We start from the raw sequence: 24,737 nt of genomic DNA, 5'->3' as shown, positions 1-24,737 counted from the left end.
CTCAACGCCCCCCTCGACTTCCACGCCAGAACGGATCTTGCCATGCAACTGACCATCCCCCAGCCCGCCGCCGCCACCCGCGAGCGCTCCCTCGCCGGCAGGACCGCCCTGGTCACCGGCTCCACCAGCGGGATCGGCCTGGGCATCGCCGAGGCCCTGGCCGAACAGGGCGCCCAGCTGCTGCTGAACGGCTTCGGCGACGCCGAGAGCATCATGCGCACCCGCGATCGCCTGGCCATGGAGCACAACGTCGAGGTCGCCTATTCCGGCGCCGACCTGTCGTGTCCGGAGGCCATCGCCGAGATGATGGCCTATGCCCGCGACGTGCTGGGTCCGGTGGACATCCTGGTCAACAACGCCGGCATCCAGCACGTGGCCCCGATCGCCGACTTCCCCACCGCCAAGTGGGACGCGATCCTGGCGATCAACCTGTCGTCGGCCTTCCACACCATCCGCGCCGTGCTGCCGGAGATGGTGGAGCGCGGCTTTGGCCGGATCGTCAACGTGGCCTCGGCCCACGGCCTGGTGGCCTCGCCGTTCAAGTGCGCCTACGTGGCCGCCAAGCACGGCGTCGTCGGCCTGACCAAGACGGTGGCGCTGGAGGCGGCGGTCTCGGGGGTGACCTGCAACGCCATCTGCCCCGGCTACGTCTACACCCCGCTGGTCGAGAAGCAGATCGAGGAACAGGCCCGGGCGCACAACATCCCGCCCGAGCGGGTGGTGAGCGACATCCTGCTGCAGTCGCAGCCGAACAAGCGCTTCGCCACGGTGGAGGAGATCGGCGCCCTGACCGCCTTCCTGGCCGGTCCCGGCGGCGCGTCGATCACCGGCGCCGCCCTGGCGGTGGACGGCGGCTGGACCGCCCACTGACGTCGACCGGCGGAGGCAGACGACCATGCGCACCCTGCAGGATCTGGCGGCCAGCGCCGCCGCCGCCCCGACGCGCGCGCGGCCGCACGTGGTGATCGTCGGCGCCGGCTTCGGCGGCCTGACGGCCGCGCGGGCGCTGGCCGGGGCGCCGGTCGACGTGACCCTTATCGACCGCCGCAACCACCATCTGTTCCAGCCGCTGCTGTACCAGGTGGCCACCGCCGGCCTGGCGCCCAACCAGATCGCCACGCCGATCCGCACGATCCTGCGCGACCAGGCCAACGTCCGGGTGGTGCTGGCCGAGGTCACCGGCGTCGACACCGCGCGCCGGCTGGTGATCACCGGCGGGCGACGCACGGCCTACGACCTGCTGGTGCTGGCCACGGGCGCCACCCACGCCTATTTCGGCCACGACGCCTGGAGCGCCTTCGCCCCGGGGCTGAAGTCCCTCGACGATGCGGTGGCCTTGCGCCGACGGGTGCTGACCGCCTTCGAGGCGGCCGAGACCGCCTGCGACCCGGCCGAGCGCCGGCGCCTGCTGACCTTCGCCGTGATCGGCGCCGGGCCGACCGGGGTGGAGATGGCCGGCGCCATCGCCGAGCTGGCGCACCGCGCGCTGACCCGCGACTTCCGCGCCGTGCGCGAGGCCATGGCCCGGGTGCTGCTGATCGAGGCGGGCGAGCGGGTGCTGCCCACCTTCCAGCCCGCCCTCTCGGCCTATGCCGCCTCGGCCCTCGCCAGGCTGGGAGTCGAGGTGCGGGTGGGCGCGGCGGTGACCGACATGGACCGCGGCGGCCTGACCGCCGGCGGCGAGCGCATCGAGGCCTCGACCGTGATCTGGGCGGCGGGCGTGCGCGCCTCGCCGGCAGCCGCGTGGCTGGGCGTCGCGGGTGATCGGGCGGGGCGGGTGGAGGTGGCGGGCGACCTGTCGGTCCCCGGCGCGCCGGAGGTGTTCGTGATCGGCGACGTCGCCCGCGTGACCGACGCCGCCGGCCGGCTGTCCCCCGGGACAGCGCCGGCCGCCAAGCAGCAGGGCGAGCATGTCGCCCGCGTGATCCGCAGTCGCGTCGCCGGCCGCCCTGGACCGGGGCCCTACCGCTATGTCGACGCCGGCGCCCTGGCCACCATCGGCCGCCGCGCGGCCGTGGCGCAGCTGCCCGGCCTGAGGCTGACCCGCACCCCGGCCTGGCTGTTCTGGTGCGTGGCGCACATCTATTTTCTGGTAGGCTTCCGCAACCGGATCCAGGTCGGCCTGGACTGGCTGTGGTCGTACCTGACCTTCGAGCGGGGCGCGCGGCTGATCACCGGCGACGACCGGGCCGGCGAGCCGATCAACGGCCACGTGGCCGGAACCTGCGATTGCCCGTCGCTCTGACGGGTGCTGAAGTAACCTTCGCTGTAAGCGTTCGAATAGGGAGTCCGAGACGGTCGTCCGGCCGTGTCCCAGAAGCGACGAGGAGAGATCGCCGTGGAGATGCAGCAGGTCCGCTATTTCCTGGCGCTCAGCCAGACGCTGAACTTCACGCGCGCCGCCGAGCAGTCCAACGTCAGCCAGCCGGCCCTGACCCGCGCCATCCAGCAGCTCGAGCACGAGATGGGCGGCCCGCTGTTCCACCGCGAGCGCAACCGCACCCACCTGTCCGAGCTGGGGCGGATCATGCTGCCCTATTTCGAGACCATCCAGGCCCAGAGCGAGGCGGCGCGCAGCCATGCCAGGAGCCTGCGCAAGCTGGAGACCGCCACCCTGAAGATGGGGGTGATGTGCACCATCGGCCCGCAGATCCTGTCGGACCTGTTCATCCAGTTCGGCGCGGCCCATCCCAACGTCGACCTGGAAGTGCAGGACAAGGCCGCGGGCGAGCTGCTGGACATGCTGTCCTCCGGCGAGCTGGAGATGGCGCTGTTCGGCCTGCCGGAGGGCCCCGACGTGCGCTTCCACAGCCTGCCGCTGTTCAAGGAGCGCTTCGTTGTGGCGGTGCCGCCCGGCCATCGGCTGGCGGCGAAGAACGTCGTCTGCAGCGCCGACCTGCACGACGAGGCCTACGTCAACCGCTCCAACTGCGAGCTCTACGACTACGCCAAGCGCGAGTTCCGCTCGCGCGGGGTGATCCTGCGCAAGGTGTTCACCTCCGAGCGTGACGACTGGGTGCAGGGGATGATCCGCGCCGGCATGGGCTTCGGCTTCTTTCCGGAGCTGTGCGTCACCGACCCGGGTCTGGTCGTGCGCCGCCTGGTCGATCCCGAGTTCATCCGCACCATCATGCTGGTCACCGTGCGGGGGCGGCCCCACTCGCCGGCAGTCGGCGCCTTCGTGCGCCAGGCCCGCACCTTCCCGTGGCCGAAAACCCGCTTCGAGCCGATGCCCGAGGACGACCGGCCGCTCGCCGACGCGCCGGCCTGACGCCCGCGGGCCTCTGCGAAAACCTGCGCCCGTGGCGCGCGGGCCTGTAACCGGCCGGCCCGCCGCCGCGAACTAGAGGCGCCCTGCGCCGACCCGTGCAACCCTGGAGGCTCCCCGTGCACAAGCATCCCGCCCTGATCGCCGACGCCGACGGCGTGATCGTGTTCTGGAACGCCGCGGCCGAACGGGCCTTCGGGCATGGCGCGGCGGCGGCGCTGGGCCAGACGCTGGATCTGATCGTCCCGGCCGACTTCCGCGAGGCGCACTGGCGCGGCTTTCGCGCGGCCATGCAGTCGGGCCATGCCGAGGTCGAGGGCCAGGCCACCCCGTTTCCGGCGCAGCAGGCCGACGGCGTGATCGCCGAACGGCCCGGCCGGCTGACCCTGTTGCGCGCGCCGGACGGCGGCGCGATCGGGGCGATGGTGGTGTTCGACTAGAGCGCCCGTTCGGGCGCTGCGGAGGCGGCTTGGCCGGCGGTCTCGGGGCGCAGCCGCGCGGCGAAGGCGGCGGCCGCCGCCAGGGCCAGGCCCACGCCGGCCACCGTGGCCGGCCAGCCCAGCCGGTCGAACACCTGGCCCAGAATAGCCGCCCCCGCCAGGCCGCCCAGGTAATAGGCCGCCAGATAGAGCCCGCTGGCCGCGGCCCGGTCGTCGCGGGCGGCCCGGCCGACGAAGCCGGTCGCCACCGCCTGGGCGAAGAAGGTCCCGACGCCGACCAGGGTCAGGCCGACGATGATCGCCGGCAGGGCGCCGGTGACCAGCAGCGGCAGGCCCGCCCCGGCCAGGCCCAGCGATCCCCAGAACGCCGGCCGCGGCCCGAAGCGGTTGGCGATCCGGCCCGCCAGGGGCGTGGTGATCATCGACGGGGCGAACACCAGATAGACCAGGCCCAGGGCCATGGCCGGCAAGCCGATGGGCGCGCGGGCGAGGACGAAGTTGACGTAGGTGAAGGCGCCGATGAAGGCGAACAGCACCGAAAAGCCGATGCCGAAGCATGCCCGCAGGCAGGGGGTCGCCAGGTGGGCGGCGATCCGCTGCACCGGGGGGCGGACCGTCGCGCCCTGGCCGGCGGCGGGCAGCCGGGCCGGGGCCAGGCTGCGCCAGGCCAGGACCGCGCCGGCGAGGTTCAGCGCGGCGAACACCTGGAAGTTGGCGGCGAGGCCCAGCGAGCCGGCCACCTGCGAGGCGACCAGCCGGCCGACCAGGTTGGAGGCCACCGCGCCGGTGACGTAGGCCGCCAGGGCGGCGGCGGTCTCCTCGGCCGCGGCGTGCTCGGACAGGTAGGCCATGGTCAGGGTGAAGGCGGCCGACATGCACAGTCCCTGCAGCACGCGCAGGCCGGCGAAGGTCGCCAGGTCCGGCGCCAGCGCCAGGCCCAGGGTGGGGAGCGCCAGCACCGCCAGCGCCACGGCGACCCCCGTGCGGCGCGGCAGGCGGTGGCTGACCAGGGCGACGAGCAGGCCGGCGGCGGCCATGCCGAAGGTTCCGGCATTGACCGCCACGCCCATGGCCGAGGGCGTCACCGCATAGGTGCGGGCCAGGGTCGGCAGCAGCGCCTGGGTGGCGAACAGGTCGACCAGCGTCAGGAAGCCGATCAGGCCGACCACCAGGTTGCGGCCGCCAGCCGCGCGGCGGGCCGGGCGCGGGCGCGGGATGTCGCGCGAGGAGGCGAGGTTCATGGCGGGCTCCGGGAAGGGGACGGAACGGAAAAGGCGTGCGACGCGCCGGCCGAGGGGACGCCGGGCGCCGCACGCCTTCCTGGACCGCCGCGCCGGGGGGCTGAGGGCGCGGCGGGCGGCGGCGGGGTTCGAACGAGGGGGCGAACCGTCGCCGGGAGCGGGTCGGCAAGGCCGGCCCGAGCGGGCTACATGTGGTCGCCGTCGGGCGCGGCGCCGTCGTTCTTGATGTCGGCGGCGATCAGCACGGCGGGGACCTTGCCGTTGTTCTTCCACCAGTGGGAATAGCCGGTCTCTTCCCGGGCGACGTCGCCCTTGGGATGCTCGATGCCGACGGCGCAGGTCGAGCGGTACTCGGTGATCGACCCGGACAGGGTCATGATCAGGGCCGGACGGTCGGCGTGGCTGTGCCACGGCACCACGCCGCCGGGCTGCACCACCAGCCGGCGCAGGCGCAGGCGGCGGCCGTCGAGCCCTTGGATCTGCTGGGCCAGCGGCAGCGACGACAGTTCGGTGTCGGTCACGCCCTTGGGCATGGTCTCGCCGGAGGCGCGCGCGTCCGGGCGCATCTGCGCGGCGGGGCAGTCCCCGGCGCGGGCGGCGGTGGACATCGCCAGGACGCCGGCGAGGCTGGCGGCGGCGACGCCGAGGTTGAGGAGGGCGTTGGGGCGGATCATGGTTCGGATTCCCTGAGGTTTGGCGGGGGCTTCGGGAACACCGAAGCGCGTTTCGACAGGGACGAACCTAGGGCGGGGCCGTCTTGGACTGAATTCGCTTTAGGTTATGGTTGCCATGCACTGGGCCGATGACCTGCGCCCCGTGCGCAGAGTGGGGCGAGGGGCGCCTGTCGACCTTGCCGGACCGGCCGCCTCGTGCCGCCTGCCTGGGTCCTCAGCTGAGTTTCATGGAGCCGGCCAGGTGGTCGATGAAGGCGCGCACGGCCGGGGGCAGGCCGCGGCGGGTGGTGAACACCAGGTGGACGATGCCGGCCTCGGTGCCCCAGTCGGGGAACACCCGCGCCAGGCGCCCGGCGGCGATGTCCGGGGCGCAGATGTGGTCGGGGATCAGGGCGACGCCGAGGCCGGCGCGGGCGCCGTCCAGCAGGGCGCGGAAGTCGCCGCAGGTCATGCGCGGCTCGTGGCGCACGACGTGGCGCGCGCCGCCTGGACCCAGCAGGGTCCATTCGATCTCGCCCGGCTCGTCGGTGGGGCTGAGCGTCGGCAGGCGGGCGAGGGCGTCGATCGGCTGGTCGCGGCAGGCGGCGGCCAGCTGCGGCGCGGCGACCAGGATGCGGCTGGAGCGGCCCAGGCTGCGCATGGTCAGGGCGGCGTCCGACACCAGCTCGGTGCGCACCCTAAGGGCCACGTCGATGCGTTCGGCGATCAGGTCGGCCGGCCGGTCCATCGCCAGCACCTGCAGCCGCACCTTGGGATAGCGCGCCAGGAACGCCGGCAGCCCGGCCGACAGGCTGTCCACCAGGCCGGTGGGACAGCTGAAGCGCACCCGCCCGTGCGGCTCGGCCTTGGCCTCGGCCACCACCGCCTCGGCCTGTTCGGCGTCCAGCAGCAGGGTGCGGCAGCGCTCGTAGAAGGCCTGGCCGACCTCGGTGACGCGGAAGCGGCGGGTGGACCGCTCGATCAGCCGCACGCCCAGCCGGCCCTCCAGCGCGCCGATCCGCCGGCTGATGGTCGACTTGGGCGCCTTCAGCACCCGGCCGGCGGGGGCGAAGCCGCCGTGGCTCACCACCTCGGCGAACAGGGCGTAGTCGTTGAGGTCGCGCATCACCCTTCGCTCCCGGCTCATCGTTCCATTTGTGGAACTCTGAGTAGCATGAGGGCCGTCTACTGCCAGCATTGTCCCGATGGCATCTGTTGCGGGCGGCGGGAGACGCCGCTTCACGAGACACACGGAGCACGACGATGAGCGACAGGTTCGAGGGCAAGGTGGTGGTGGTGACCGGCGGCACGAGCGGCATTGGCCTGGCGGCCGCGCAGGCGTTCGCGGCCGAGGGGGCGGCGGTGTTCGTCACCGGACGGCGGCAGGCCGAGCTGGACAAGGCGGTCAAGGCGATCGGCCACGGCGCCGTCGGCGTGCGCGCCGACATGTCGAGCCTGGAGGACATCGACCGCCTGTACGACGCCGTGCAGCAGCGCCACGCGCAGATCGACGTGCTGTTCGCCAACGCCGGCGGCGGCTCGATGCTGCCCCTGGGGGCGATCACCGAGGCGCAGTACGAGGACACCTTCGGGCGCAACGTGAAGGGGGTGGTGTTCACCGTGCAGAAGGCGCTGCCGCTGCTGCGCGACGGGGCGGCGGTGATCCTGACCGGCTCGACTGCCGGCGCCACCGGAACGGCCGCGTTCAGTCTGTACAGCGCTTCCAAGGCCGCGGTGCGCAACCTGGCGCGCAGCTGGACCCTGGACCTGAAGGACCGCGGCATCCGGGTGAACGTGATCAGCCCCGGCCCGGTGCGCACCCCCGGCCTGGTGGAGCTGGCCGGCCCCGACGCGGCGCAGCAGCAGGGGCTGCTGGACGGCATGGCCAGCCAGGTGCCGCTGGGCCGCGTGGGCGACCCGGCCGAGATCGCCCGGGCGGTGACCTTCCTGGCCTCGGACGACGCCAGCTTCATCGCCGGGACCGAGCTGTTCGCCGACGGCGGCATGGCGCAGGTCTGAGGCGGGGCGGCGGGGTGGGGCGCAGTGCGGCGGGGCGTAGGCCTGCGACCCCGCCATCGCCCTCAGCCATTCTTGGCCGCAGCGGGCTGGCCGGGCTATGGGAACGGCATGGCTTCTCCCCTCGACGAACCGGTCTGGTCGGCGCTCACCGGGCGCCAGGCGTCCCTGGCCATCGTGCGCGGCGGCGCGCGGCGCTACGACCCGGCCTACGGCGTGTTCGCCGCGGTGGGGGACCGTTCCCAGGCCAGCCTGGCGGCGCTGGGCGCCCTGGTCGCCGAGGGCGACGTGGCGCTGCTTGAGGCCGATCCGCCCACCGACGCGCCCGGCGTGGCCGTCGCCTCGCAGGATCCGGGGGTGCAGATGGTAGCCGAGCGGCTGACCGCCGGTCCGGCGCCGGACGCCGCGATCCTGCCGCTGGGCGACGCCGACGGGCCGGAGATGCTGGCCCTGGCCACCCTGACCCGGCCCGGCCCGTTCTTCGCGCGCACCCATCAGCTGGGCGACTTCTTCGGCGTGCGCGTCGACGGAGCGCTGGTGGCGATGGCCGGCGAGCGCATGAAGCCGGACGGCTTCACCGAGGTCAGCGGCGTGTGCACCCACCCCGACCACCGCGGCCGCGGCCATGCCGCCGCGCTGATGCGCCTGGTCGCCGGCCGCATCCTGGACCGCGGCGAGACCCCGTTCCTGCACGCCTACGCCAACAACCACGGCGCCATCGGCCTCTACGAGACCCTCGGCTTTCGCCTGCGCCGCACCGTGCTGATGACCCGCCTGACCCGAGGGTAAAGGGGGGGCGTCGGGAGGACCCTACAGTCCCTTCGGGGAGGTTCGCGCTGTGGCCCGGCAAAATTCACATATCTCGATGCGGCCCCGTGGTCGCCCTTCTCCCCTTGCGGGAGAAGGTGTCTTGCGCAGCAAGACGGATGAGGGGTGGACGCAACGTTTCCGGTTGGCGAGGCGCCCAGCCTCTGCGGGCTAGTCTCGAAGGATCACCAACCCCTCATCCGACCCGCTGCGCGGGCCACCTTCTCCCGCAAGGGGAGAAGGACGAGCGCACGCCTCATCGAGATATTTGAAGCGGCTAGCCCAGTGGGGAGAAGACCGGTTCTCTCGCGCAGAGGCCTCAGCCGTCGCCCCGCAGCCACCGCTCGCCGAGATCCAGCAGCCGGGCCGGGTCGGACTGGGGATTGTGCACGAAGCCGACCAGCGTCGGCGCGGCCCGGCCGACGCCTTCGACGCCGCGCAGCCGCACCGCGTTGCCATTGACGGTAAGGGCCTGTTCGCCGTCGCCCGCGGCGGCCAGGGCCGCGATCGCCGGGCGCAGGGCCAGGGCGGTGTCGGCCGGCTGGCGGATCGGCGCGGTCATCGTCAGCAGCACCGCGTGGCCCCTGGGCGCCGCCGCCTCCGCGTCGGCGCGCAGCGCCCCCAGCACGCGCAGCACCACCCTGTCGAACCGCAGCCCCAGCTGCGAGACGCTCAGGCCGGCGCTCCGCAACACATTCTCGGCGATGTCGCGTTCGGGGTTGGGCATGGGTCTCCCTGGGCCGCAGCCGCGATGGTTAGCCGCCGCACGCGCCGGACGGTGTCAGCAACGCGAACGCGTGGCCCGAACCGTCACGATGCCGGGGCGTGATAGCCCTGCTGGGCGGCCAGCTGCAGCAGGCGGAAGGCCTCGAAGACGTTGGCGGCGCCGACCCCGTCGCCGGTCTGGTACATGCCGGCCAGCTTGTAGCTGGCCTCGCCGTCGCCGCGGTTGGAGGCCTTGCGGTAGTGGCTGGCCGCCTCGGCCTTGTCGGGGGCGTTCAGGCCCCAGCCGTTGAAATAGATGTCGCCCAGCAGCCGGCTGGCGATCGGCGCGAAGTCGGTGTCGTCGCCGGTCTTGCCCTCCAGGGTGTGCAGGATGTCGTAGGCGGCGCCGATGTTGCGCGCGACGCCGTCGCCCTGCAGCTGCTGCTCGGCCAGCCGCAGGCCGGCCCAGCCGTCGCCGCGCGCCCACCCCCGGGCGAAGGCCGCGGCCGAGGCGGTCTTGTCGGGGGCCGGCAGGCCCAGGCCGGCGTATTCCATGAAGCCGAGATAGAACGAGGCGTCGCCGAAGTTCTTCTGGTCGAGGGCCTGGAAGATCGCCAGCGCCTTGGCGTTGTCCTTCGCCACGCCCAGGCCGTTCAGGTAGGCCACGCCGACGTACAGCCGCCCCAGCAGCCGGCCCTGCTGGTCGGCCGCCTGCAGCAGCTTGAAGCCCTGTTCGGGATCCTTGGGGATCGGGTCGGCGCCATTGCGGTAGCTGAGGCCCAGGGCGACCTGGGCGAACGGATTGCCCGCCGCGGCGGCGTCCTTGAGGTACTGGACGGCCGTAGGCTTGTCGGCGGCCACCGCGTTCGCCCCCGTGCCGTCGCCGCTCCAGTAGATCAGGTACAGCACGTAGCGGGCGTAGGAATCCTTGTCCTCCGCCCCGGCCTTGCACAGCTGCACCGTGTCCTGCGGGTTCTCGCCGGTGGTGTAGTAGCTGTGCATGCACATCAGCCCCTCGGCCTGGGCGTCCTTGCTGCGGGCCTTGGTCTGGATGGCGTCGGCCCCGGCGTGGCTGAACACCTTGGCGGTGATGTCCGACAGCGTGCCCTCGGCGAACTCGTCGCGGGTCAGGCCATAGTGTTCGAACGGGTAGGCCTCGCGCGGGTGCGAGAAGAACGCCAGCCAGACCGCCGCCACGGCGGCCACGCCGACGCCGGCCTTGACGGCGTTGTTCGCCCACAGCGCCTTCAGCCGCTCGGCCAGGGGCGGACCGCCGCCGCCGCCGCGCCCACCGCCGCCGGCGGCGGGCACATCGTGGCCCAGCACCCGGGCCCAGGCGGTCACCGCCTCGGTGGCGAAGGCGGGGGCCACGGCGTGGTCGCGGGTCAGCATGGCGATCTCGCGCGCCACCGCCTCGCGGGCCAGTTCCCGCGGCGTGTCCTTCAGCCGCTGCGCCACCCCCGCCTTCAGCGCGGTGACCGCCGAGGTGGTGCGGGCCCGCTGGTCGGGCAGGCGGTCGGCCAGCACGCCGCGGCAGCGCACGTCGTCGAACAGCGCGGCCTCGCCGCCCTTGTCCTGCAGCTCCTTGAGAGCCGCTTCCACGGTGACGTCGTCGGCCATGCTCACTGGTCCCAGATGAACGGATCGGGCTTGTCGGCGTCGATGCCGGTGCGCAGCGCCTCGCGCGCGCCGCCGCGGGCGGCGGCCTGGATGGTCACCGTCGAGGCCCAGCGGATGCGGTTGGCCAGCTCGCCGGCGTCGCGCGCGTCCAGCGGCGGGCCACCCTCGGGTCCGGTGAACAGCTGCAGGATCTGCGGGTCGGCGTCGGGGCCGATGGCGATGGCGGTGCGCACGGCGCCGGCGGCGCACAGCGGCGCGGCCTCCAGCTTCGCCAGGCCGGCGCGGAAGTCGTCGGTGGGCTGGCCGTCGGAGACCAGGATCAGCACCGGCGGCAGGATGCGGCCGGGCAGCCGTTCGGGGTCCAGCTCCTCGGCCAGCAGCGCCAGGGCCGCGCCGAAGTCGGTCAGGCCGCCGGCGCTGAGGTCTTCCCACACCGCCTCGTGCAACGGCGCCGCCGGGCCGCGCCAGGCCGCGCCATCGGAGAAGGTGAGGATGCGCAGGAAGACGTCGGCCTCGGGGTTGTCGTCCGCCGCCTTGCGCATCGCCGGCAGGGCGCCGCGCATGGCGTAGTTCAGGCTCTTGATCTTCTCGCCCTGCATCGAGTTCGAGCAGTCGATCAGGAAGAACAGGTGCAGGCGCCGCCGCTGGACGCCGAAGAAGTCGAAGGTCTTGGGGTCCGCTGAGGTCAATGGCCCGCTCCCGGGACGGCTGGGGGTTGCGACGGCCGGCTCATGCGTCCACCGCCGTGACCTCGGCCTGCAGGGCGCCGATCGAGAAGCGCGCGCCGGTCACCAGGCTGACGATCCGCCCCGGCTCCAGCGCCGCCTCGCGCCCGTCCGGCGCGGCGACCTGCAGGGTCTTCGAGCCGGCGTTGCGCAGGCCCAGCCGGCGCGGATCGTTGGGGCTGGCCACCACGTCGACGCTGACCCCCTCCAGCTCCGGGTCCAGTTTCGCTTCCTCGGTGAAGGCCACCACCTCGGCGCGGCGCAGCAGCACCGTGCGCGGCGGCGCGCCGGCGCAGTTCACGGCCAGGGCGCCGACGATGCTCGATGGCGGCGGCTCCAGCCGCGCCGGTTCGGCGGGCTTCGGCGGCGCGACGGCGGCCGGGGGCGGACTGGCGGGCGGCGCCTGGGCGGGGGGAGCGGGCGGCGTGGCCGCGGGCGCCCTGGCCGCGCGCGGCACCACCGACTCGCCGACGATCGGGGCGGGGGCGTAGCCGGCCTCCAGGTCGAGGTTCGCCACCCGGATGCAGAGGCTCAGCAGGATGAAGCCGGTGGCCAGCGCGATGGGCACCATGGCCAGCTCCGAGGCGAAGGTGTCCCACCCCGCGTGCAGCACCGCCGACAGCAGGATGGCGCTGCCCAGGGCCAGCCACCACTGCCGCGGATGGCGCTGCGCCAGGATCACCCCGTAGGCGACGATCGCCGCATAGGCGCCGTGGCCCATCATGAAGCTCAGCAGCCGCGGCAGCAGCAGCTCGGCGCCCTTGTAGGCGCCGTAGTCCTTGACGATCACGCCCAGGAAGTTGGGATCGATCGGCGGGTCGACCCCGGCCAGCGCCTTGGCGATGTTGTCGGCCCCGAAGGTGTTGATCAGCACCTGGAACACCCGGGCGACCTGCGCGCCGCCCTGGACGTCGGAGATCACCACGTACTGGTGCACGGTCTCCATGTAGACGAAGGCCGCGGCCGAGGCGAAGGCGGTCATCAGCAGGGTGGTCGGCCGGCTCATGTCGAAGCGCTGCGCCCAGCGCGCGGCGGCGGCCGAGCCCTTGGCGGCCCGCGAGCGCAGCCAGGCGCCCAGCGCCAGGAACAGTCCCACCGGGGCCAGCTTGAAGGTGTCCTCCGGGATGCCGACGGCGATCAGGTTGGACAGGAATTCGTTCATCCAGGCGACGGGCAGGGGGCCCTTCTGGGCGATCGCCTCGCCGGGGATGAAGTGCTTCCAGAACCACAGCCACAGATAGATCAGCGGCTCGCGGCCGCTCTGCCCGGGCTCGGCCTGGCTGCCGGGCACGTGCACCAGCGGCAGGCCCATCAGCGCCACCACCAGCACGAACACCCCGGCCAGGGCCACCAGGGTCATGCTGGCGCGCAGGAACACCCGCAGGGCGATCACGTAGCCGACCAGGATCACCGCGGCCTCGCTCTCGAACAGCAGCGCGGGATTGTCGTTGGCCGCGAACAGGATGCCCGACAGGACGGCGATGCCGACCAGCAGCCAGAAACTGCGGCTCTCCGCCAGGGAGGCGCGCACCTGCAGCCACGGAAACAGCTCGTAGCGGGTCAGTCCCTCACCGGCCCGGCTTTCGATCGCTTGGCTCATCGCTCACCGCGCCCCCTTGCTTTCCGTCCGAATGCCCGTCCGAATGCACGTCTTCCCCCGGGCCCTTCCGGCCCGAGCCCCCAACGCCCGAACCCTTCACGCCCGAACCCTTCGCGCCCGAACCCTTCTCGCCGGGCGCGCCGCCATGGCGCGCCCCGGGCCGCCGGTCGGAGGGCGCGCCGCGGACGTCCGGCGGCGCCGGCGCGCTCGTCCCCGGGCCGCTCGGCAGGCCGACGGGCGGATTGACGGGCGGCGGCTTCGGCGGCGGGGCGAGCCAGCCGGCCCGCCAGGCCAGCGCCGCCCCCGCCACGGCCGCCGCCAGCGCCGCCCACAGCCCCCAGCGCGACGGGGTCGGCGTCGGCGGATCGGTCCGCTGCACGCTTGCCGGAGCCGCCGCGCCGGCGGCCTGTTCCAGCCAGGCGGCGATGCTGATGTCGTCGGAGCTGCCGCGCGCGGACAGCGCCGACAGGTCGCCCTGCAGGGTCGCCGGCTCGACCCCGGCCAGGGCGCGGTCCAGCAGCGCGCCGGCCGCCTCGACCGCCTCCTGCGGCTCGGGGAACGACTTGCTGAACCCGTCGGTGGACGCCAGCACCTGCGCCGGGCGCGGCGCGATGCGCCAGCGCGCCTCGGCCTGGGGACTGGGCATGCACAGCGAGGCGGTCTCCTCGCCCGGGCGCGGGTCGTCCGGCAGCGGCCGCTCCACGCGCCCGTCACGGCCGCGGACATAGAGGTCGCCGTCGCCGATCTGCAGCAGCAGCATCTCCTCGCCGCGGACGGCGGCGGCCACCAGGGTAGCGCCGTAGGGCCCGTACTGCCCCAGGCCCGCCGCCTCGGACGCGGCCAGCGTCTCGGGTTCCAGGGGCCGCTCGTCGATGTCGGCCTCGACCTTGTCGCGCCACAGCTCGACGATGGCGTCGATCAGCGCCGGCGCGGCGGCCGCGCCGCCGCCGGCCGCGGCGCGCCAGTCGATCCGGCGCAGCTCCGCCAGGGCCGCCTCCACCGCCAGCCGCGAGCCCGTCTCGCTGCGCGCGTGCAGCTCCGCCCCGTGGCCGTCGCTGACCACGATCGCCCAGGCGCCGTCGTCGAGCCGCTCGGCGGCGGCGAAATCCTGGTTGGGCTGGCCGCGCCGGACGTGCCCGGCCCCGCGGACGCTCGCGGCGATCACGCGGGCGTCCGGGCCGCTCACCCTTCGATGATCCCGCGGGCCGCGCCGCCGAACTCCAGCACATCGCCGACGGTCACCGGGATCGAGGCGTCCGGCGAGGCGGCGCTCTCGCGCCCGTCGGGGGACAGCAGCCGCCAGGTCGACGGTGACAGGTTGCGCACCAGCAGCTCCGCCGGCCCGCCCTCGACCACCCCGGCCACGTGGGGATCGTCGGGCGCCGGCGGCCCCAGCCCCAGCCGCGCGCTGTAGAGCCGCGCCCCCGGGGTCAGGACGATGCGCGCGCGGCCGACGTGCAGGCGCGGGGCGGGGGCCAGGGGATCGCCGCACCAGGCGCAGGCGCGCCCCTCGGCCGGCTGCCAGGGCTCCTCGAAGCCGCAGCTGGAACACGCGACGCAGCTGTCGCGCAGGTCGCGCAGGGCGTCGGTCCACTCGGTCTCGATGGCGCGGGCGCGGGGCGTGACCAGGCCCGCGGTGAAGGTGCGCTCGAACAGCCGGCGCAGGCCCGTCGGCAGCACCTGCCACAGCCGCCACTGCGGCCCCAGCCCATGCGCTTCCAGCGCCGCCTGGCTGGCGTCCGGGCCGAACACGAACGCCGGCCGGTCGCCGAACACCTCGCGCTCGTCGCTCTGGGCGAACATGCGCCGCTGCGAGGCCGCCAGATCCTCCAGCGGATGGTGGAAGAACAGCAGGTAGAACAGCAGCACCGCCAGCGAGTGCAGGTCGCTGTCCGCCGACGGCTCGGCCTGGCCGCGGACGATCTCCGGGGCCATGAACCGCGGCGTGCCCGTCACGGTGGCCGGCTGGCCGTCGACGTCGACGTTGTCGTTGTCGCAGATCAGCACCGACAGCCGCTGCGGATCGACGAAGATCGCGCCGAAATTGATGTCCTGGTAGCACAGCCCCTTGGCGTGCAGGCTGAAGAAGGCCCCGGCGATCTCCGCCCCCAGGGCCGCGCGGTCGCGCAGCGACAGCACCAGCCGCTCGGCGGGGCGCGGCGAGAACAGCCGCGAGAACTTGGCGCAGGCCTCCGGCCGCAGCCGCATCAGGTAGCCGAACCCGGCGCCGGCCTCCACCGCGGCCAGCGGCCACAGGAAACGGGCGTCCGGCGCGCCGCGGTCCACCGCCCGGGTGATGCGCGCGCGCAGCCGCGGGTCGGCGGCGATGCCCGGGTGGTACCACTTCAGGGCATAGGACGCCCCGTCCATGCCCGCCTCGTACACCGCCCCTTGCGAGCCGGAGTCCAGATAGGCGCGAATCTGGCACTCGCGGCCGGTGCGACCGACGCGAAGTCTCGAGCCCGCAGGTATGACGCGAAAGGTGTCGCTCACGTCTTCAGCCCCCTGGGGGCAGTTAACCACTCCCTCGACCGATCGTGAACGCTGTTCTTCAGAACAGTCGCGAGTATTTGCCCGCCTGCACGCGGCGAGACCGTCAGGCCGCTGAGTTTTCGCGCTTGGGCGGCCGCCTGTGCTCCGCCCCGGGCGCGGCGCTATTGCGAAAGGGGGGCGGGGGCTCCGGCCGGGCGCGGCGCTTCGCAGGAGCCCCCATCCCGGCTTGGACGGGACCAGGGAGACCGGCGAGCCGGGCTCAGCCCCATGTCGCCGGCTGGAAGATCTCCACCACATTGCCGGCGGGGTCCTCGGCCAGCACCTGGGAGCCGCCGGGGCCGGTGAGGATGGCGTTGCGGAAGGCGACGCCCTCGGCGGTCAGGCGGGCGACGTCGGCGGCGATGTCCTCTGTGATCACCTGGAAGCGGTTCCAGCCGCCCGGCTCGGGCTTGCGGCCGTCGGGCATCGGCCGTCCGGCCGAACTCATCGGGCCGCTGATCAGCAGCCGCAGGGGGCCCTTCTGCACCGCCGCGAAGGCGGGGGAGGCGGGGCCGACCGGCTCGAAGCCGAAATGCTTCACATACCAGTCCACGCAGGGGGGCACGTCGTCGACCATGTACCGGACGTTCACCTGGATTTCGCTCATGGGGTCCTCCTGTCTTGGTGTGGGGCTTGAATGGGGCGGGCCGGCCGCTCAGGGCGCCAGGGCGCGGCGCAGCAGGGCGCGCAGAGCGGCCAGGGTGGCGGCGCGGTCGGCGCCCGCGGCCAGGGCGTCGGCGGACTCGTGGATCGCCGCAAACAGCAGGCGCGCGGTGGGCGCCGGGTCCACCGGGCCGAAGGCGCCGTCGGCCTGGCCCGCGCGGATCACCCCGGACAGGCGCTGGATGCCGTTGTCGGCCAGGGGCCGGCGCTCTGCGAAGTCGGAATGGAACACCGCCTCGCCGAAGCCGCGCCGCGACAGGGTGAAGTCGATGAAGGCCTCGGCCTGGGTCTCCACCAGCGCCGGCCAGTCGGTGGGACCCTCGTCCACGCCGCCTGCCGGCAGGGGATGGGCCGCATCGAAGGCGCCCACCAGCCGCTGGCGGACGGTCTCCAGCAGGTCGTCCCAGGTGGGAAAGTGGAAGAACAGCGTGCCCTTGGCCACCCCCGCCTCGCGCGCCACGTCCTCGGCGCGCACGCTGGCGCCCTGGGCGGCGATGAGCCGCTCGGCGACCTCGACGATCTCGCGTTTGCGCGCCTCGGGCGAGAGGCGCCGGCGGCGTGGCCGGTCCATGGGCGTTTCCTATTGACCCGGGGTCATTAGCTACTGACTGGCGGTCAGTGTCAAGTCGCGAGGCGCCAACCGATAGGCTGACGCCGCCGCCCCTCGGTGTACCGTAACCCTTCTGCAATGCTGGGTGGATAGTCGGGTTGCATGAGCGACAGCCTGCATGTGGTCATCGGCGGCGGGTCCGGCTTCATCGGGCAGGCGCTGAGCGAGGCGCTTCGCCGGCGGGGCGACCGGGTGACCTGGATCTCGCGCCAGCCCGGGCCGGGCCGCATCACCTGGGAGGACCTGGCGCAGGACGGCCTGCCGCCGTGCGACGCGGTGGTGAACCTCGCCGGACAGCACATCCTCAATCCGCGGCGGCGCTGGAATGACGCCTATCGCGCGGAGGTGATCGGCTCGCGCGTGGAGACCACCCGCACCCTGGTCGCCGCGATCAACGGCAGCGCGCGGCCGCCGGCGGTGTTCGTCTCGACCGCGGGCAAGTGCTTCTACGGCACGGCGGAACTGGGCGGGGCGGCGGACTATCCGGAACTCGACGAGGACTCCCAGCCGATGGGCGTCGACTTCCCCGCCGAGCTGGTCGCCCTGTGGGAGGCGGCGGCCCGCGGCGTCGACGCCACCCGCGTGCGGCACGTGCAGGTGCGCATCGGCATCGTGCTGGGCGCGGTGCGCCGCGAGGGGTTCCTCGGCCGGCTGTGGCGCATCGGCGAGGGGCGCGGCTTCCTGCCGATCATCCGGCTGCCGTTCTGCCTTGGCCTGGGCGCCGTGATCGGCAGCGGCCGCCAGCCGTTCCCGTGGATCCACGTCAACGACATGACCGGCATCCTGCTGCACCTGATCGATCGCCCGGACCTGGCCGGCCGGTTCAACGCCGTCGCGCCCGGCATCGTGCCGCACGAGACCTTCATACGCGCCTTTGCCCGCCACCTGCGCCGGCCGGTGACCTGGCGCGCGCCGGCCTGGCTGGTGCGCCGGCTGGTCGGCGCCGAGCGCTCGTCGATCCTGCTGGAGGGCCAGCTGGTGCGGCCGCGCCGCACGCTGGAGGCCGGCTACCGTTTCCGCTTCGCCGAGATCGACGCGGCGCTGACGGACCTGGTCGAAGTCAGCTTCTGACCGGCGCGTGGCCGGCCGCGGGGAAGGGCGGGCGTCAGCGGTCCGGCGGGTTGTTGCGCATCACGAAGTCGACGGCGGCGCTCAGCATCGCCTCGCGCGTGGCCTGGCGCGACAGCCAGTGGTCCTCGCTCTTCAGCAGCACGAACTCCACCGGCTTGCCGGCCTTGCGCAGGGCGCTCTCCATCTCCCGCGCGTGGCTGATCGGCACGACGGTGTCGTCTGCGCCGTGGATCAGCAGGATCGGCGCGTCCGCCCGCCCGGCCAGCTGCGCGGGCGAGAGGTCCTTCAGGGAGGCGTCCAGGCCCACGCCCAGGAACCTGCGCAGATAGCGCACCGAGGCGTTGCGATTGTCGGCGTCGGCCGGCGCCTCCTGCTGCAGCAGCGCGCCCAGGTCTGAAATGCCGCCGTACGACACGGCGCAGCGGTACAGCCCCTGCTGCACGGTGACTCCGGCCAGGGCCGCGTAGCCACCGTAGCTGCCGCCGAAGATGCAGGCGCGCTTCGGGTCGACGACGCCGTGCCGCGCGAGGTCGGCCAGGCCGTCGGAGATGTCGGTCTGCATCTTGCGCCCCCACTGGCCGAAGCCTGCGTCGCGGAAGGCGGCGCCATAGCCGCTGGAGCCGCGGAAGTTGGGCTGGAACACCGCATAGCCGCGGGCCGCGAAGGCCTGCGCCCAATAGTCGAAGCGCACCGTGTCGCGCGCCTCCGGCCCCCCGTGCGGGATCACCACGACCGGCAGGTTGTGCGGCTCGCGCCCCGGCGGCAGGGTCAGCACGCCTCTCAGGTCCAGGCCGTCGGCGGCCTTGTAGGCGATCATCCGGGTCTCGCCCACGGCGGCGTCCGGGATCGCCGGATAGGCGTAGGCGATCGGCTTCACCGAGCCGCCGTCCACCAGCCAATAGGTGCCCGCGTCGCGGTCGCCCTCGGTGAAGGCGACGATGCGGCGATAGTCGGCGCTCCAGGTCAGCAGGATCGGCGGACTGCCCAGGGCCTTGGCCAGGGCCGCCTGCCGTCCCGCCAGCGCCGGCTCGAAGAAGCGCTGCGTCGCGCGGTCCTCGGCCATCCACGCCCCGACCAGCCGGTGGCTGCGCGGATCGAAGATCTCGCCCTCGACCCGCCCCGTCTCCACCAGCGGCTTGTGCGCGCCGTCGGCCAGCGACCATTCCTCGGGGATGTCGGCGTCGATCACCACCGAGCCCGGGCCCCGGCCGAGGCCCGCCAGGGCCATCCCGCCGAGGCTGTCGTGCAGGGTGGCGACCACCGGGGCGCCCTCGCCGCCGGCGCGCAGGGTCCAGTCGCCGGCGCTCTCGTTGAACTCGGTGGTGGCGACGATCGCGCCGGTGTCGTCCTGCGCCCAGGCGTGCGGCCGCTGATAGCCGGCCGCCGCGCGCTGTTCATCGCCGGAGTCCAGGTCGACCCGGTAGAGCTCGGCATAGCCGGTGCTGCGCCGCGCGATGCCCAGGAAGTAGCCGAACCAGCGGTCGCCGCGCTGCACCGCGCCGTTGAAGCCGAAGGTCATCGGGTACATGTCGGCCTTGCCGTCGAACACCTTGAGCACCTTCTGGCTCTTCAGGTTGATCACCAGCGACTGGAAGCGTTCGCCCTGGGCGAAGTCGTTGAACGCCAGGGTCATGGCGCTGCTGGCGGTGATCACCAGCCGGTCCTCCCCCGCCCAGTCCAGGCCGCGGATCTTCGACAGCCCGACGGGGGCCACCAGCACCGCCTCGCCGGCTACGGTCTTGATCACCAGCTCGCGCGCGTCGCCCTTGACCCGCACATAGGCGAGCCGTTCGCCCGACGGCGACAGCTGCATCATCTCTACGTCCGGCAGCCGGCCATAGGCCTCCACCGGCGGTGGCGACGGCGGCGCCTCGGCGTGGGCGGCGGGCGACGCCGCGGTCAGCGCCGCGAACGCGGCCAGGACGGCCAGGACGGTGGACGGGCGAGGGGGCAAGGCGCTCTCCGGGGGCGTGGACCCCGGGCGTTGCAGCCGCCGCGCGAACCGTCAACGGGCGTCGGCGGCAAGCGTCGCCTTGGCGGCGACCTGCCGGGAACTTGGGCTGGCCGCCGTCGCCGGGGAGGCAGACGGGGCGGCCTTCCTCGCCGCGCACGGTCCCCTGCCGGATCGCTTCAGGGAGGGCTCCCAGACAATCAAAATTGGCCGACATGCGTGCATATTGCGCGGCTACCGATCAGTATTCTACGAGTCATGGAAGAATCAGATTCTGCATAGAATAGTAGAAGAATCGATTTACTCGAATCGAGCACGCGGAAAGCTTTGCTTCGTGCCAAACGTGGCGCCACGGTCGATGGTCAATCTGGGAGAAAGATCATGCGCACCGCTGTCACTATGCTTGCCTCGATGCTGATCGCCGTGGGATTGTCTTCATCGCCCATGGCTGCAACGTCCAGTGGCGCCTCCAGCGCGGCCAAGCCGGCGGCGGCCAAGCCCGCCAAGCCGGCAAAGCCCGCCGCCAGCCCCGCGGCGGCCGCGACGCCCGCGCCGGCGGTGACGGCCAGCAAGGGGACCCCGGTGCTGAACGCCCAGGGCAAGTGCGTCGACAGCGTCACCAAGCGCTTCGTCGACTCCAAACTGTGCGCCGCCAAGCCGGCCGGCGGCCCGGGCAAGGGAGTCAAGTGCGGCAACAGCTACATCGCCGCCGGAAAGAAGTGCACCAAGCCCAGCTGACCTGAGCGGCCGCGGCGCCTTGGCGGCGGACCTCCGGCGGGCGACCGCGGTCAGGCCACGCCCAGGCCGGCGCGCCGCAGCGCGGCCTCGGGGACGCGGGTCCAGGCCGCCAGGCGGGGCAGGGCGGCGGGGACAAGGCCCAGGGCGCCGACCGCGGCGTGGCGGCCCGGCCAGCCCTCGGCGCGGCGCTGCAGCCAGACGGCCAGGCGGATCTGCCGCCCGACGTCGTCGGCGAGGCGCCGGTGGTAGGCGCCCGCGCCCGCGCCCTGCAGCACCGCCTGCGCCGCCAGCCGGGCGCTGTGCAGGGCGATGGCCATGCCGTCGCCGCTGAACGAGGGGATCACCGCCGCCTGGTCGCCGAGACGATAGAGCCCGTCCGGACCACCGCCGCGATGCACATGGCCGTACGGGATGTCGGCCACCGTCAGCGGCCGCGGCGAGACGGCCTGGGCCCCCTCCAGCCGCCGCGCCAGATGCGGCTCGTCCACCAGCCGCGCCTGCAGCGCCGGCCAGGTCTTGCCCAGGGCCTCGAAGGCGCCCTGGCGGATCACCAGGCACAGGTTGGCCAGGCCATCCTCCACCGGCTGCAGGCCGGCATAGCCGCCGTCGAACAGCACCACCTCGACGAAGCCGGCGAGGGCGGCGGCCTGGCGCGGTTCCAGGCGGAAATAGCTCTTGAAGCCCACCATGCCGCGCAGGGTCCCGGCCGACGGCTCGCGCCGCGCGCCGCGCACGTCGTGCTTGCCGCTGGCCAGCAGCAGCCGGGGGGCCGTCAGGGCGCCCTCGCTGGTCTCCAGCCGGCCCTCGCCGACCGCGCGGGCCGAGACGCCGCGGCGGACCTGCGCGCCCAATGCTCCGGCGTGCTCCAGCAGGGCCTCGTCCAGCCGCTTGCGGGTCAGGCCCAGGGCGCGGAACGGCAGGGGCCGCTCCACCGATCGCCCGCCGGCCACCATCCGCACGCCGCCGATCGGCGCTCCGCCCAGGCGGGCCAGGTCCAGGCCGAGGGCCGCCAGGTGCGCCTGCGCCTCGGTCGACAGGAACTCGCCGCAGATCTTGTCCTTCGGTTCTCGCTCGCGCTCCAGCACCAGCGGCCGCCGCCCTGCGGCCGCCAGCAGCGCGGCGGCCGCGCCCCCGGCCAGCCCGCCGCCGACGATGACCGGATCGCTCACTTCACCCGCCCCACGCATAGCCGGAAGGGAAAGCGCCAGTCCACGCGCACGGCCTGGCGATCCACGGCAGAGGCGGCCAGCAGCCGCTCCCAGTCGCGCCGCTGGAAGGCCCGCGCCACCGACACCGGCCCGTCGTGGCGAACGAACGGGTGCCAGCCGGCCACCGTCGACAGGGCGGTGAAGCCATAGAAGGCCAGCGGGTGGCGGTGCAGGTCGTTGATGAACCAGCCGCGTTGGGCGCTGGCCTCCATCCAGTCGATGAAGCGCACCACCATCTCGTCGGGCAGGTGGTGGGTGACCAGGGAGCTGATCACGAAGTCCAGCGGCTCATCCGGCTGAAAGGCGAACACGTCCCCGGTGCGAAAGTCGATGCGCATGTCGGCCGGCGTGGCCGCCTTGGCCGCCGGCGCGCTCCAGGGGCTGAGGTCGATGCCGGTCAGGCGCGGCCGGAAGCCGGCCCTGGTCGCCCAGCGGTGCACGGCGCGCAGCATGTCGCCCTGGCCATAGCCCACGTCGAGCACGCTGATGGTCGAGCCGGGGGCCAGGCCGCGGGTGGCCTTCGCCAGCCAGGCCAGGGTCGGCGGCCGCGCCAGGGTGACGGTGTTGACCTTGGCCAGGTCCGCCAGGCAGCCGGTGAGGACCTCCGGCGAGACGTCGTCGGCGTCCATCCATTCGGCCTCGGCGGAGCGCTGGGCGAAGCTGCGCACCGGCCTAGACCAGCTGGAAGCGGAAGCTCTCGGCGGCGAGCCCCGGGCCGAACGCCACGGCGAAGCCATCCTTCGGCGGGCTGGCGGGCGCGGCGCTGCGGGCGCCGGCCAGGATCCGCTGCAGCACGAACATCAGCGTCGCCGAGGACATGTTGCCGAAGTCGCGCAGCACCCCGCGCGACCAGTCCAGCGCCGTCGGCGCCAGCTGGAAGCCGGCCTCCACCGCGTCCAGGATGGTGCGCCCGCCGGCGTGCACCGCCCAGACGTCGAAGTCCTCGGGCCGGCGTCCGCGCAGCAGGCCGCCGTCGTCGTTGCGTTCGCGCTCGGCGGCCAGGGCGCGCAGGATGCGCCCCGGCACCTCGCCCGACAGGGTCATGTCGAAGCCATGGTCGCCGATGCGCCAGGTGATCGCCTCGGCGCTGTCCTCGATGGTGGCGGCGCGGAAGTCGACCAGCGCCACGCCGGTCTCGTCCGCCGTCACCAGCGCCGCCGAGCAGCCGTCGCCGAACAGCATCATCGACAGGATCTCCTGCAGCCGGGCAGTCTGCTGGAAGTGCAGGGTGCAGAGCTCGAGGTTGACCACCAGCACCCGCGCCTCGGGCTCGGAGCGCACCATGTGGTGCGCCAGCCGCAGCGCGTTGACCGCCGCGTAGCAGCCCATGAAGCCGACCACGGTGCGCTCGACGCCCGGGTCCAGCCCGGCGGCGCGGACGATCATCTGGTCCAGGCCCGGCGCCACGAAGCCGGTGCACGAGGCCACCACCAGGTGGGTGATCCGCTCGCGCTCGTCGCCCAGGCCCAGGGCGTCGATGGCGCTCAGCGCCAGGCGCGGCGCGGCGGCCTCGAAGCGGGCCATCCGCGCACCGGTCGAGGGCGAGGCGTCCAGGGTGTAGAACCCCTCGGCGTCGCCGATCATCCGGCCGCCGTCGCTGGCCGGCTCGAAGTCGGAGAAGCGGTGCTCGATGGCGGCCCGCTCGGCCATCTTGCCGAACAGCCGCCGCTCGCGCGGGTCGGCCAGCGACTGGTCGATCAGCTTGAGGAAGGCGGAATGCACGTCGTGGGGCGGCGTCGCCGTCCCGATCCGGTTGATATGGGCGCGCGCCATCCAGGCCTTCCGTACTGACGCCGCGCGGGAGGCGCGGCTCTAAGCGACAGCCGATCGGCGGCGCGCAGGCGTAACGGGCAGGACGGAGGCGCGTTCCAGGCTGACCGGCGAATGATTGCACACAACCGGATGGCGCGAAAAGGGCCGCCGGGCGCCGGCGAGCCCTTATTTTACTGGGCATTTCAGAGGCGCGGCGCAGCCCGCAGCTTCAGCCACCGCGCCAGCGCCACCCCGCCCCAGATCGCTTCCACCAGGCCGAACGGCCACGCGCCCTGCAGAAAGCCATAGGCCGAGCCCAGCCAGCACGAGGCGGCGAACCCCAGCACCCACCAGGGCGACCGGCGTTCCATCGCATAGCAGACCAGCATCGCCGTCACGGCGACAAGGCCAAAGGCGGTCAGCGGGCTCATGCGCGGCCTATAGCACCGATCGGGCGGTCGCCGCCGCTTCGGTCCTGACGCGTCGCCGCGGCGAGCGTCGGCCGGGTGCGAGGCGGATTGACGCAGGTCAAGGCGCCGGCCTGCGGGCGGCGCTTTGTTGGCCCGGTCCCGAGAGGGACGACATTCCGGAGACACCGCCATGAACGCTCCCGCCAACGTTCCCGTGAAGCAGGCCGCCGTCGCCGCGACCCCCTTCGCCAACGTGTTCGGCTCGCTCCAGCGCGAGATCGATCGCCTGTTCGAGGACTTCAGTCCCGGCTTTCCCGTCGGGCGCGCCGGCGCCGACGTCCGCTGCAAGATGGACCTGGCCGAGACCAAGGATGGCCTGGAGCTGACCGTCGAGCTGCCGGGACTGGAGGAAAAGGACGTGAACGTCAGCGTCGCCGACGGCGTGCTGACCGTCAGCGGCGAGAAAAATGTCGAGTCCGAACAGAAGGACAAGAACTATCACTTCGTCGAACGGGGCTACGGCTCGTTCTCGCGTTCGATCGCCGTGCCCGAGGGCGTGCAGCCGGACCAGATCAAGGCCAGCCTCGCCAAGGGCGTGTTGAAGGTCACCATCCCGACGCCGGCGAAGACCGAGCCCAAGAAGATCGCCGTCCAGGCCGGCTGACGGCTGGGCGACGGCGCGCGGCGGCCCGACCCTTCCCCCGGATCCCCGTCGCGCTGGCCGCCG

25 protein-coding genes are annotated in these 24,737 nt (G+C 73.4%); 9 read left to right on the top strand and 16 right to left on the bottom strand.

Annotation, left to right across the window (positions count from 1 at the left end; all coding sequences use genetic code 11):
• Positions 1-42: 42 nt before the first annotated feature.
• The 4 genes from ACO2Q3_RS11850 (at position 43) to ACO2Q3_RS11835 (ending at position 3,708) form a co-directional block, all read left to right on the top strand.
• A complete protein-coding gene (locus ACO2Q3_RS11850; protein WP_423306792.1) occupies positions 43-870 on the top strand; it encodes a 3-hydroxybutyrate dehydrogenase in 828 nt (275 codons plus the stop codon).
• Positions 871-895: 25 nt separating this feature from the next.
• On the top strand, positions 896-2,245 hold the full coding sequence (locus tag ACO2Q3_RS11845; protein ID WP_423306791.1) for an NAD(P)/FAD-dependent oxidoreductase: 1,350 nt from the start codon (positions 896-898) through the stop codon (positions 2,243-2,245).
• A gap of 99 nt (positions 2,246-2,344) precedes the next feature.
• Positions 2,345-3,271, top strand: a complete 927-nt coding sequence (locus ACO2Q3_RS11840) for a LysR family transcriptional regulator (protein ID WP_423306943.1) — start codon at positions 2,345-2,347, stop codon at positions 3,269-3,271.
• A gap of 116 nt (positions 3,272-3,387) precedes the next feature.
• A complete protein-coding gene (locus tag ACO2Q3_RS11835; protein ID WP_423306790.1) occupies positions 3,388-3,708 on the top strand; it encodes a PAS domain-containing protein in 321 nt (106 codons plus the stop codon).
• On the opposite strand, the gene ACO2Q3_RS11830 is transcribed toward ACO2Q3_RS11835, so the two are convergent.
• The 3 genes from ACO2Q3_RS11830 to ACO2Q3_RS11820 all read right to left on the bottom strand — a co-directional run bounded on the left by ACO2Q3_RS11830 (position 3,705) and on the right by ACO2Q3_RS11820 (position 6,728).
• A complete protein-coding gene (locus ACO2Q3_RS11830; RefSeq protein ID WP_423306789.1) occupies positions 3,705-4,949 on the bottom strand; it encodes an MFS transporter in 1,245 nt (414 codons plus the stop codon). The two genes, ACO2Q3_RS11835 and ACO2Q3_RS11830, sit on opposite strands and share 4 nt — an antisense overlap.
• 185 nt (positions 4,950-5,134) lie before the next feature.
• On the bottom strand, positions 5,135-5,623 hold the full coding sequence (locus ACO2Q3_RS11825; RefSeq protein ID WP_423306788.1) for a cupin domain-containing protein: 489 nt from the start codon (positions 5,621-5,623) through the stop codon (positions 5,135-5,137).
• Between the two features lie 214 nt (positions 5,624-5,837).
• The gene (locus ACO2Q3_RS11820) at positions 5,838-6,728 is read right to left on the bottom strand and encodes a LysR family transcriptional regulator (protein ID WP_423306787.1); all 891 of its coding nucleotides are present in this window, start codon (positions 6,726-6,728) and stop codon (positions 5,838-5,840) included.
• Between the two features lie 137 nt (positions 6,729-6,865).
• Between ACO2Q3_RS11820 and ACO2Q3_RS11815 the strand changes: the two genes are divergently transcribed.
• Both ACO2Q3_RS11815 and ACO2Q3_RS11810 read left to right on the top strand, forming a co-directional pair.
• Complete coding sequence (locus tag ACO2Q3_RS11815; RefSeq protein ID WP_423306786.1) at positions 6,866-7,621, top strand: SDR family oxidoreductase; 756 nt, start codon at positions 6,866-6,868, stop codon at positions 7,619-7,621.
• Between the two features lie 108 nt (positions 7,622-7,729).
• Entirely contained in the window at positions 7,730-8,407 is a 678-nt protein-coding gene (locus ACO2Q3_RS11810) for a GNAT family N-acetyltransferase (protein WP_423306785.1), read from the top strand.
• Positions 8,408-8,744: 337 nt separating this feature from the next.
• Here the strand turns inward: ACO2Q3_RS11810 and ACO2Q3_RS11805 are convergent, their stop codons facing one another.
• From ACO2Q3_RS11805 to ACO2Q3_RS11770, 8 genes are all read right to left on the bottom strand, one after another.
• On the bottom strand, positions 8,745-9,152 hold the full coding sequence (locus tag ACO2Q3_RS11805; protein ID WP_423306784.1) for a hypothetical protein: 408 nt from the start codon (positions 9,150-9,152) through the stop codon (positions 8,745-8,747).
• 83 nt (positions 9,153-9,235) lie between these two features.
• Positions 9,236-10,750 (bottom strand): tetratricopeptide repeat protein, encoded by a 1,515-nt coding sequence (locus tag ACO2Q3_RS11800; RefSeq protein WP_423306783.1) that lies wholly within the window; start codon positions 10,748-10,750, stop codon positions 9,236-9,238.
• Positions 10,751-10,752: 2 nt separating this feature from the next.
• A complete protein-coding gene (locus ACO2Q3_RS11795) occupies positions 10,753-11,439 on the bottom strand; it encodes a vWA domain-containing protein (protein WP_423306782.1) in 687 nt (228 codons plus the stop codon).
• A 40-nt stretch (positions 11,440-11,479) separates the two neighbouring features.
• Complete coding sequence (locus tag ACO2Q3_RS11790; protein WP_423306781.1) at positions 11,480-13,075, bottom strand: PrsW family glutamic-type intramembrane protease; 1,596 nt, start codon at positions 13,073-13,075, stop codon at positions 11,480-11,482.
• Entirely contained in the window at positions 13,044-14,261 is a 1,218-nt protein-coding gene (locus ACO2Q3_RS11785; RefSeq protein ID WP_423306780.1) for a PP2C family serine/threonine-protein phosphatase, read from the bottom strand. The genes ACO2Q3_RS11790 and ACO2Q3_RS11785 overlap by 32 nt, the downstream gene beginning before the upstream one ends.
• Entirely contained in the window at positions 14,258-15,568 is a 1,311-nt protein-coding gene (locus ACO2Q3_RS11780) for a protein kinase domain-containing protein (protein ID WP_423306779.1), read from the bottom strand. Before ACO2Q3_RS11780 ends, ACO2Q3_RS11785 begins: the two co-directional genes overlap by 4 nt.
• Before the next feature lie 259 nt (positions 15,569-15,827).
• The gene (locus tag ACO2Q3_RS11775; protein WP_423306778.1) at positions 15,828-16,214 is read right to left on the bottom strand and encodes a VOC family protein; all 387 of its coding nucleotides are present in this window, start codon (positions 16,212-16,214) and stop codon (positions 15,828-15,830) included.
• A gap of 48 nt (positions 16,215-16,262) precedes the next feature.
• Positions 16,263-16,841, bottom strand: coding sequence for a TetR/AcrR family transcriptional regulator (locus ACO2Q3_RS11770; RefSeq protein WP_423306777.1), 579 nt, complete (start codon positions 16,839-16,841; stop codon positions 16,263-16,265).
• A gap of 141 nt (positions 16,842-16,982) precedes the next feature.
• Here ACO2Q3_RS11770 and ACO2Q3_RS11765 point away from each other — a divergent pair, with 141 nt between their 5' ends.
• Positions 16,983-17,951, top strand: coding sequence for a TIGR01777 family oxidoreductase (locus ACO2Q3_RS11765; protein WP_423306776.1), 969 nt, complete (start codon positions 16,983-16,985; stop codon positions 17,949-17,951).
• 34 nt (positions 17,952-17,985) lie between these two features.
• On the opposite strand, the gene ACO2Q3_RS11760 is transcribed toward ACO2Q3_RS11765, so the two are convergent.
• Positions 17,986-19,905 (bottom strand): alpha/beta hydrolase family protein, encoded by a 1,920-nt coding sequence (locus ACO2Q3_RS11760; RefSeq protein WP_423306775.1) that lies wholly within the window; start codon positions 19,903-19,905, stop codon positions 17,986-17,988.
• 378 nt (positions 19,906-20,283) lie between these two features.
• Between ACO2Q3_RS11760 and ACO2Q3_RS11755 the strand changes: the two genes are divergently transcribed.
• Positions 20,284-20,640: a hypothetical protein gene (locus ACO2Q3_RS11755; RefSeq protein ID WP_423306774.1), complete on the top strand. Its 357-nt coding sequence runs from the start codon at positions 20,284-20,286 to the stop codon at positions 20,638-20,640.
• A gap of 50 nt (positions 20,641-20,690) precedes the next feature.
• Here the strand turns inward: ACO2Q3_RS11755 and ACO2Q3_RS11750 are convergent, their stop codons facing one another.
• From ACO2Q3_RS11750 to ACO2Q3_RS11735, 4 genes are all read right to left on the bottom strand, one after another.
• Positions 20,691-21,809: an NAD(P)/FAD-dependent oxidoreductase gene (locus ACO2Q3_RS11750; protein ID WP_423306773.1), complete on the bottom strand. Its 1,119-nt coding sequence runs from the start codon at positions 21,807-21,809 to the stop codon at positions 20,691-20,693.
• Positions 21,806-22,516: a methyltransferase domain-containing protein gene (locus tag ACO2Q3_RS11745; protein WP_423306772.1), complete on the bottom strand. Its 711-nt coding sequence runs from the start codon at positions 22,514-22,516 to the stop codon at positions 21,806-21,808. Before ACO2Q3_RS11745 ends, ACO2Q3_RS11750 begins: the two co-directional genes overlap by 4 nt.
• Before the next feature lie 4 nt (positions 22,517-22,520).
• Entirely contained in the window at positions 22,521-23,621 is a 1,101-nt protein-coding gene (locus ACO2Q3_RS11740) for a type III polyketide synthase (RefSeq protein WP_423306771.1), read from the bottom strand.
• A gap of 182 nt (positions 23,622-23,803) precedes the next feature.
• A complete protein-coding gene (locus tag ACO2Q3_RS11735) occupies positions 23,804-24,031 on the bottom strand; it encodes a hypothetical protein (protein WP_423306770.1) in 228 nt (75 codons plus the stop codon).
• Positions 24,032-24,200: 169 nt separating this feature from the next.
• Here ACO2Q3_RS11735 and ACO2Q3_RS11730 point away from each other — a divergent pair, with 169 nt between their 5' ends.
• Positions 24,201-24,674, top strand: a complete 474-nt coding sequence (locus tag ACO2Q3_RS11730) for an Hsp20/alpha crystallin family protein (protein ID WP_423306769.1) — start codon at positions 24,201-24,203, stop codon at positions 24,672-24,674.
• The last annotated feature ends 63 nt before the right edge of the window (positions 24,675-24,737 follow it).

The sequence above is a fragment of the Caulobacter sp. KR2-114 genome (assembly GCF_049446115.1).
Lineage (GTDB): Bacteria > Pseudomonadota > Alphaproteobacteria > Caulobacterales > Caulobacteraceae > Acaudatibacter.
The sequence above is the reverse complement of the archived record's forward strand: the minus strand, read 5'-3'. Positions and strand labels throughout refer to the sequence as shown.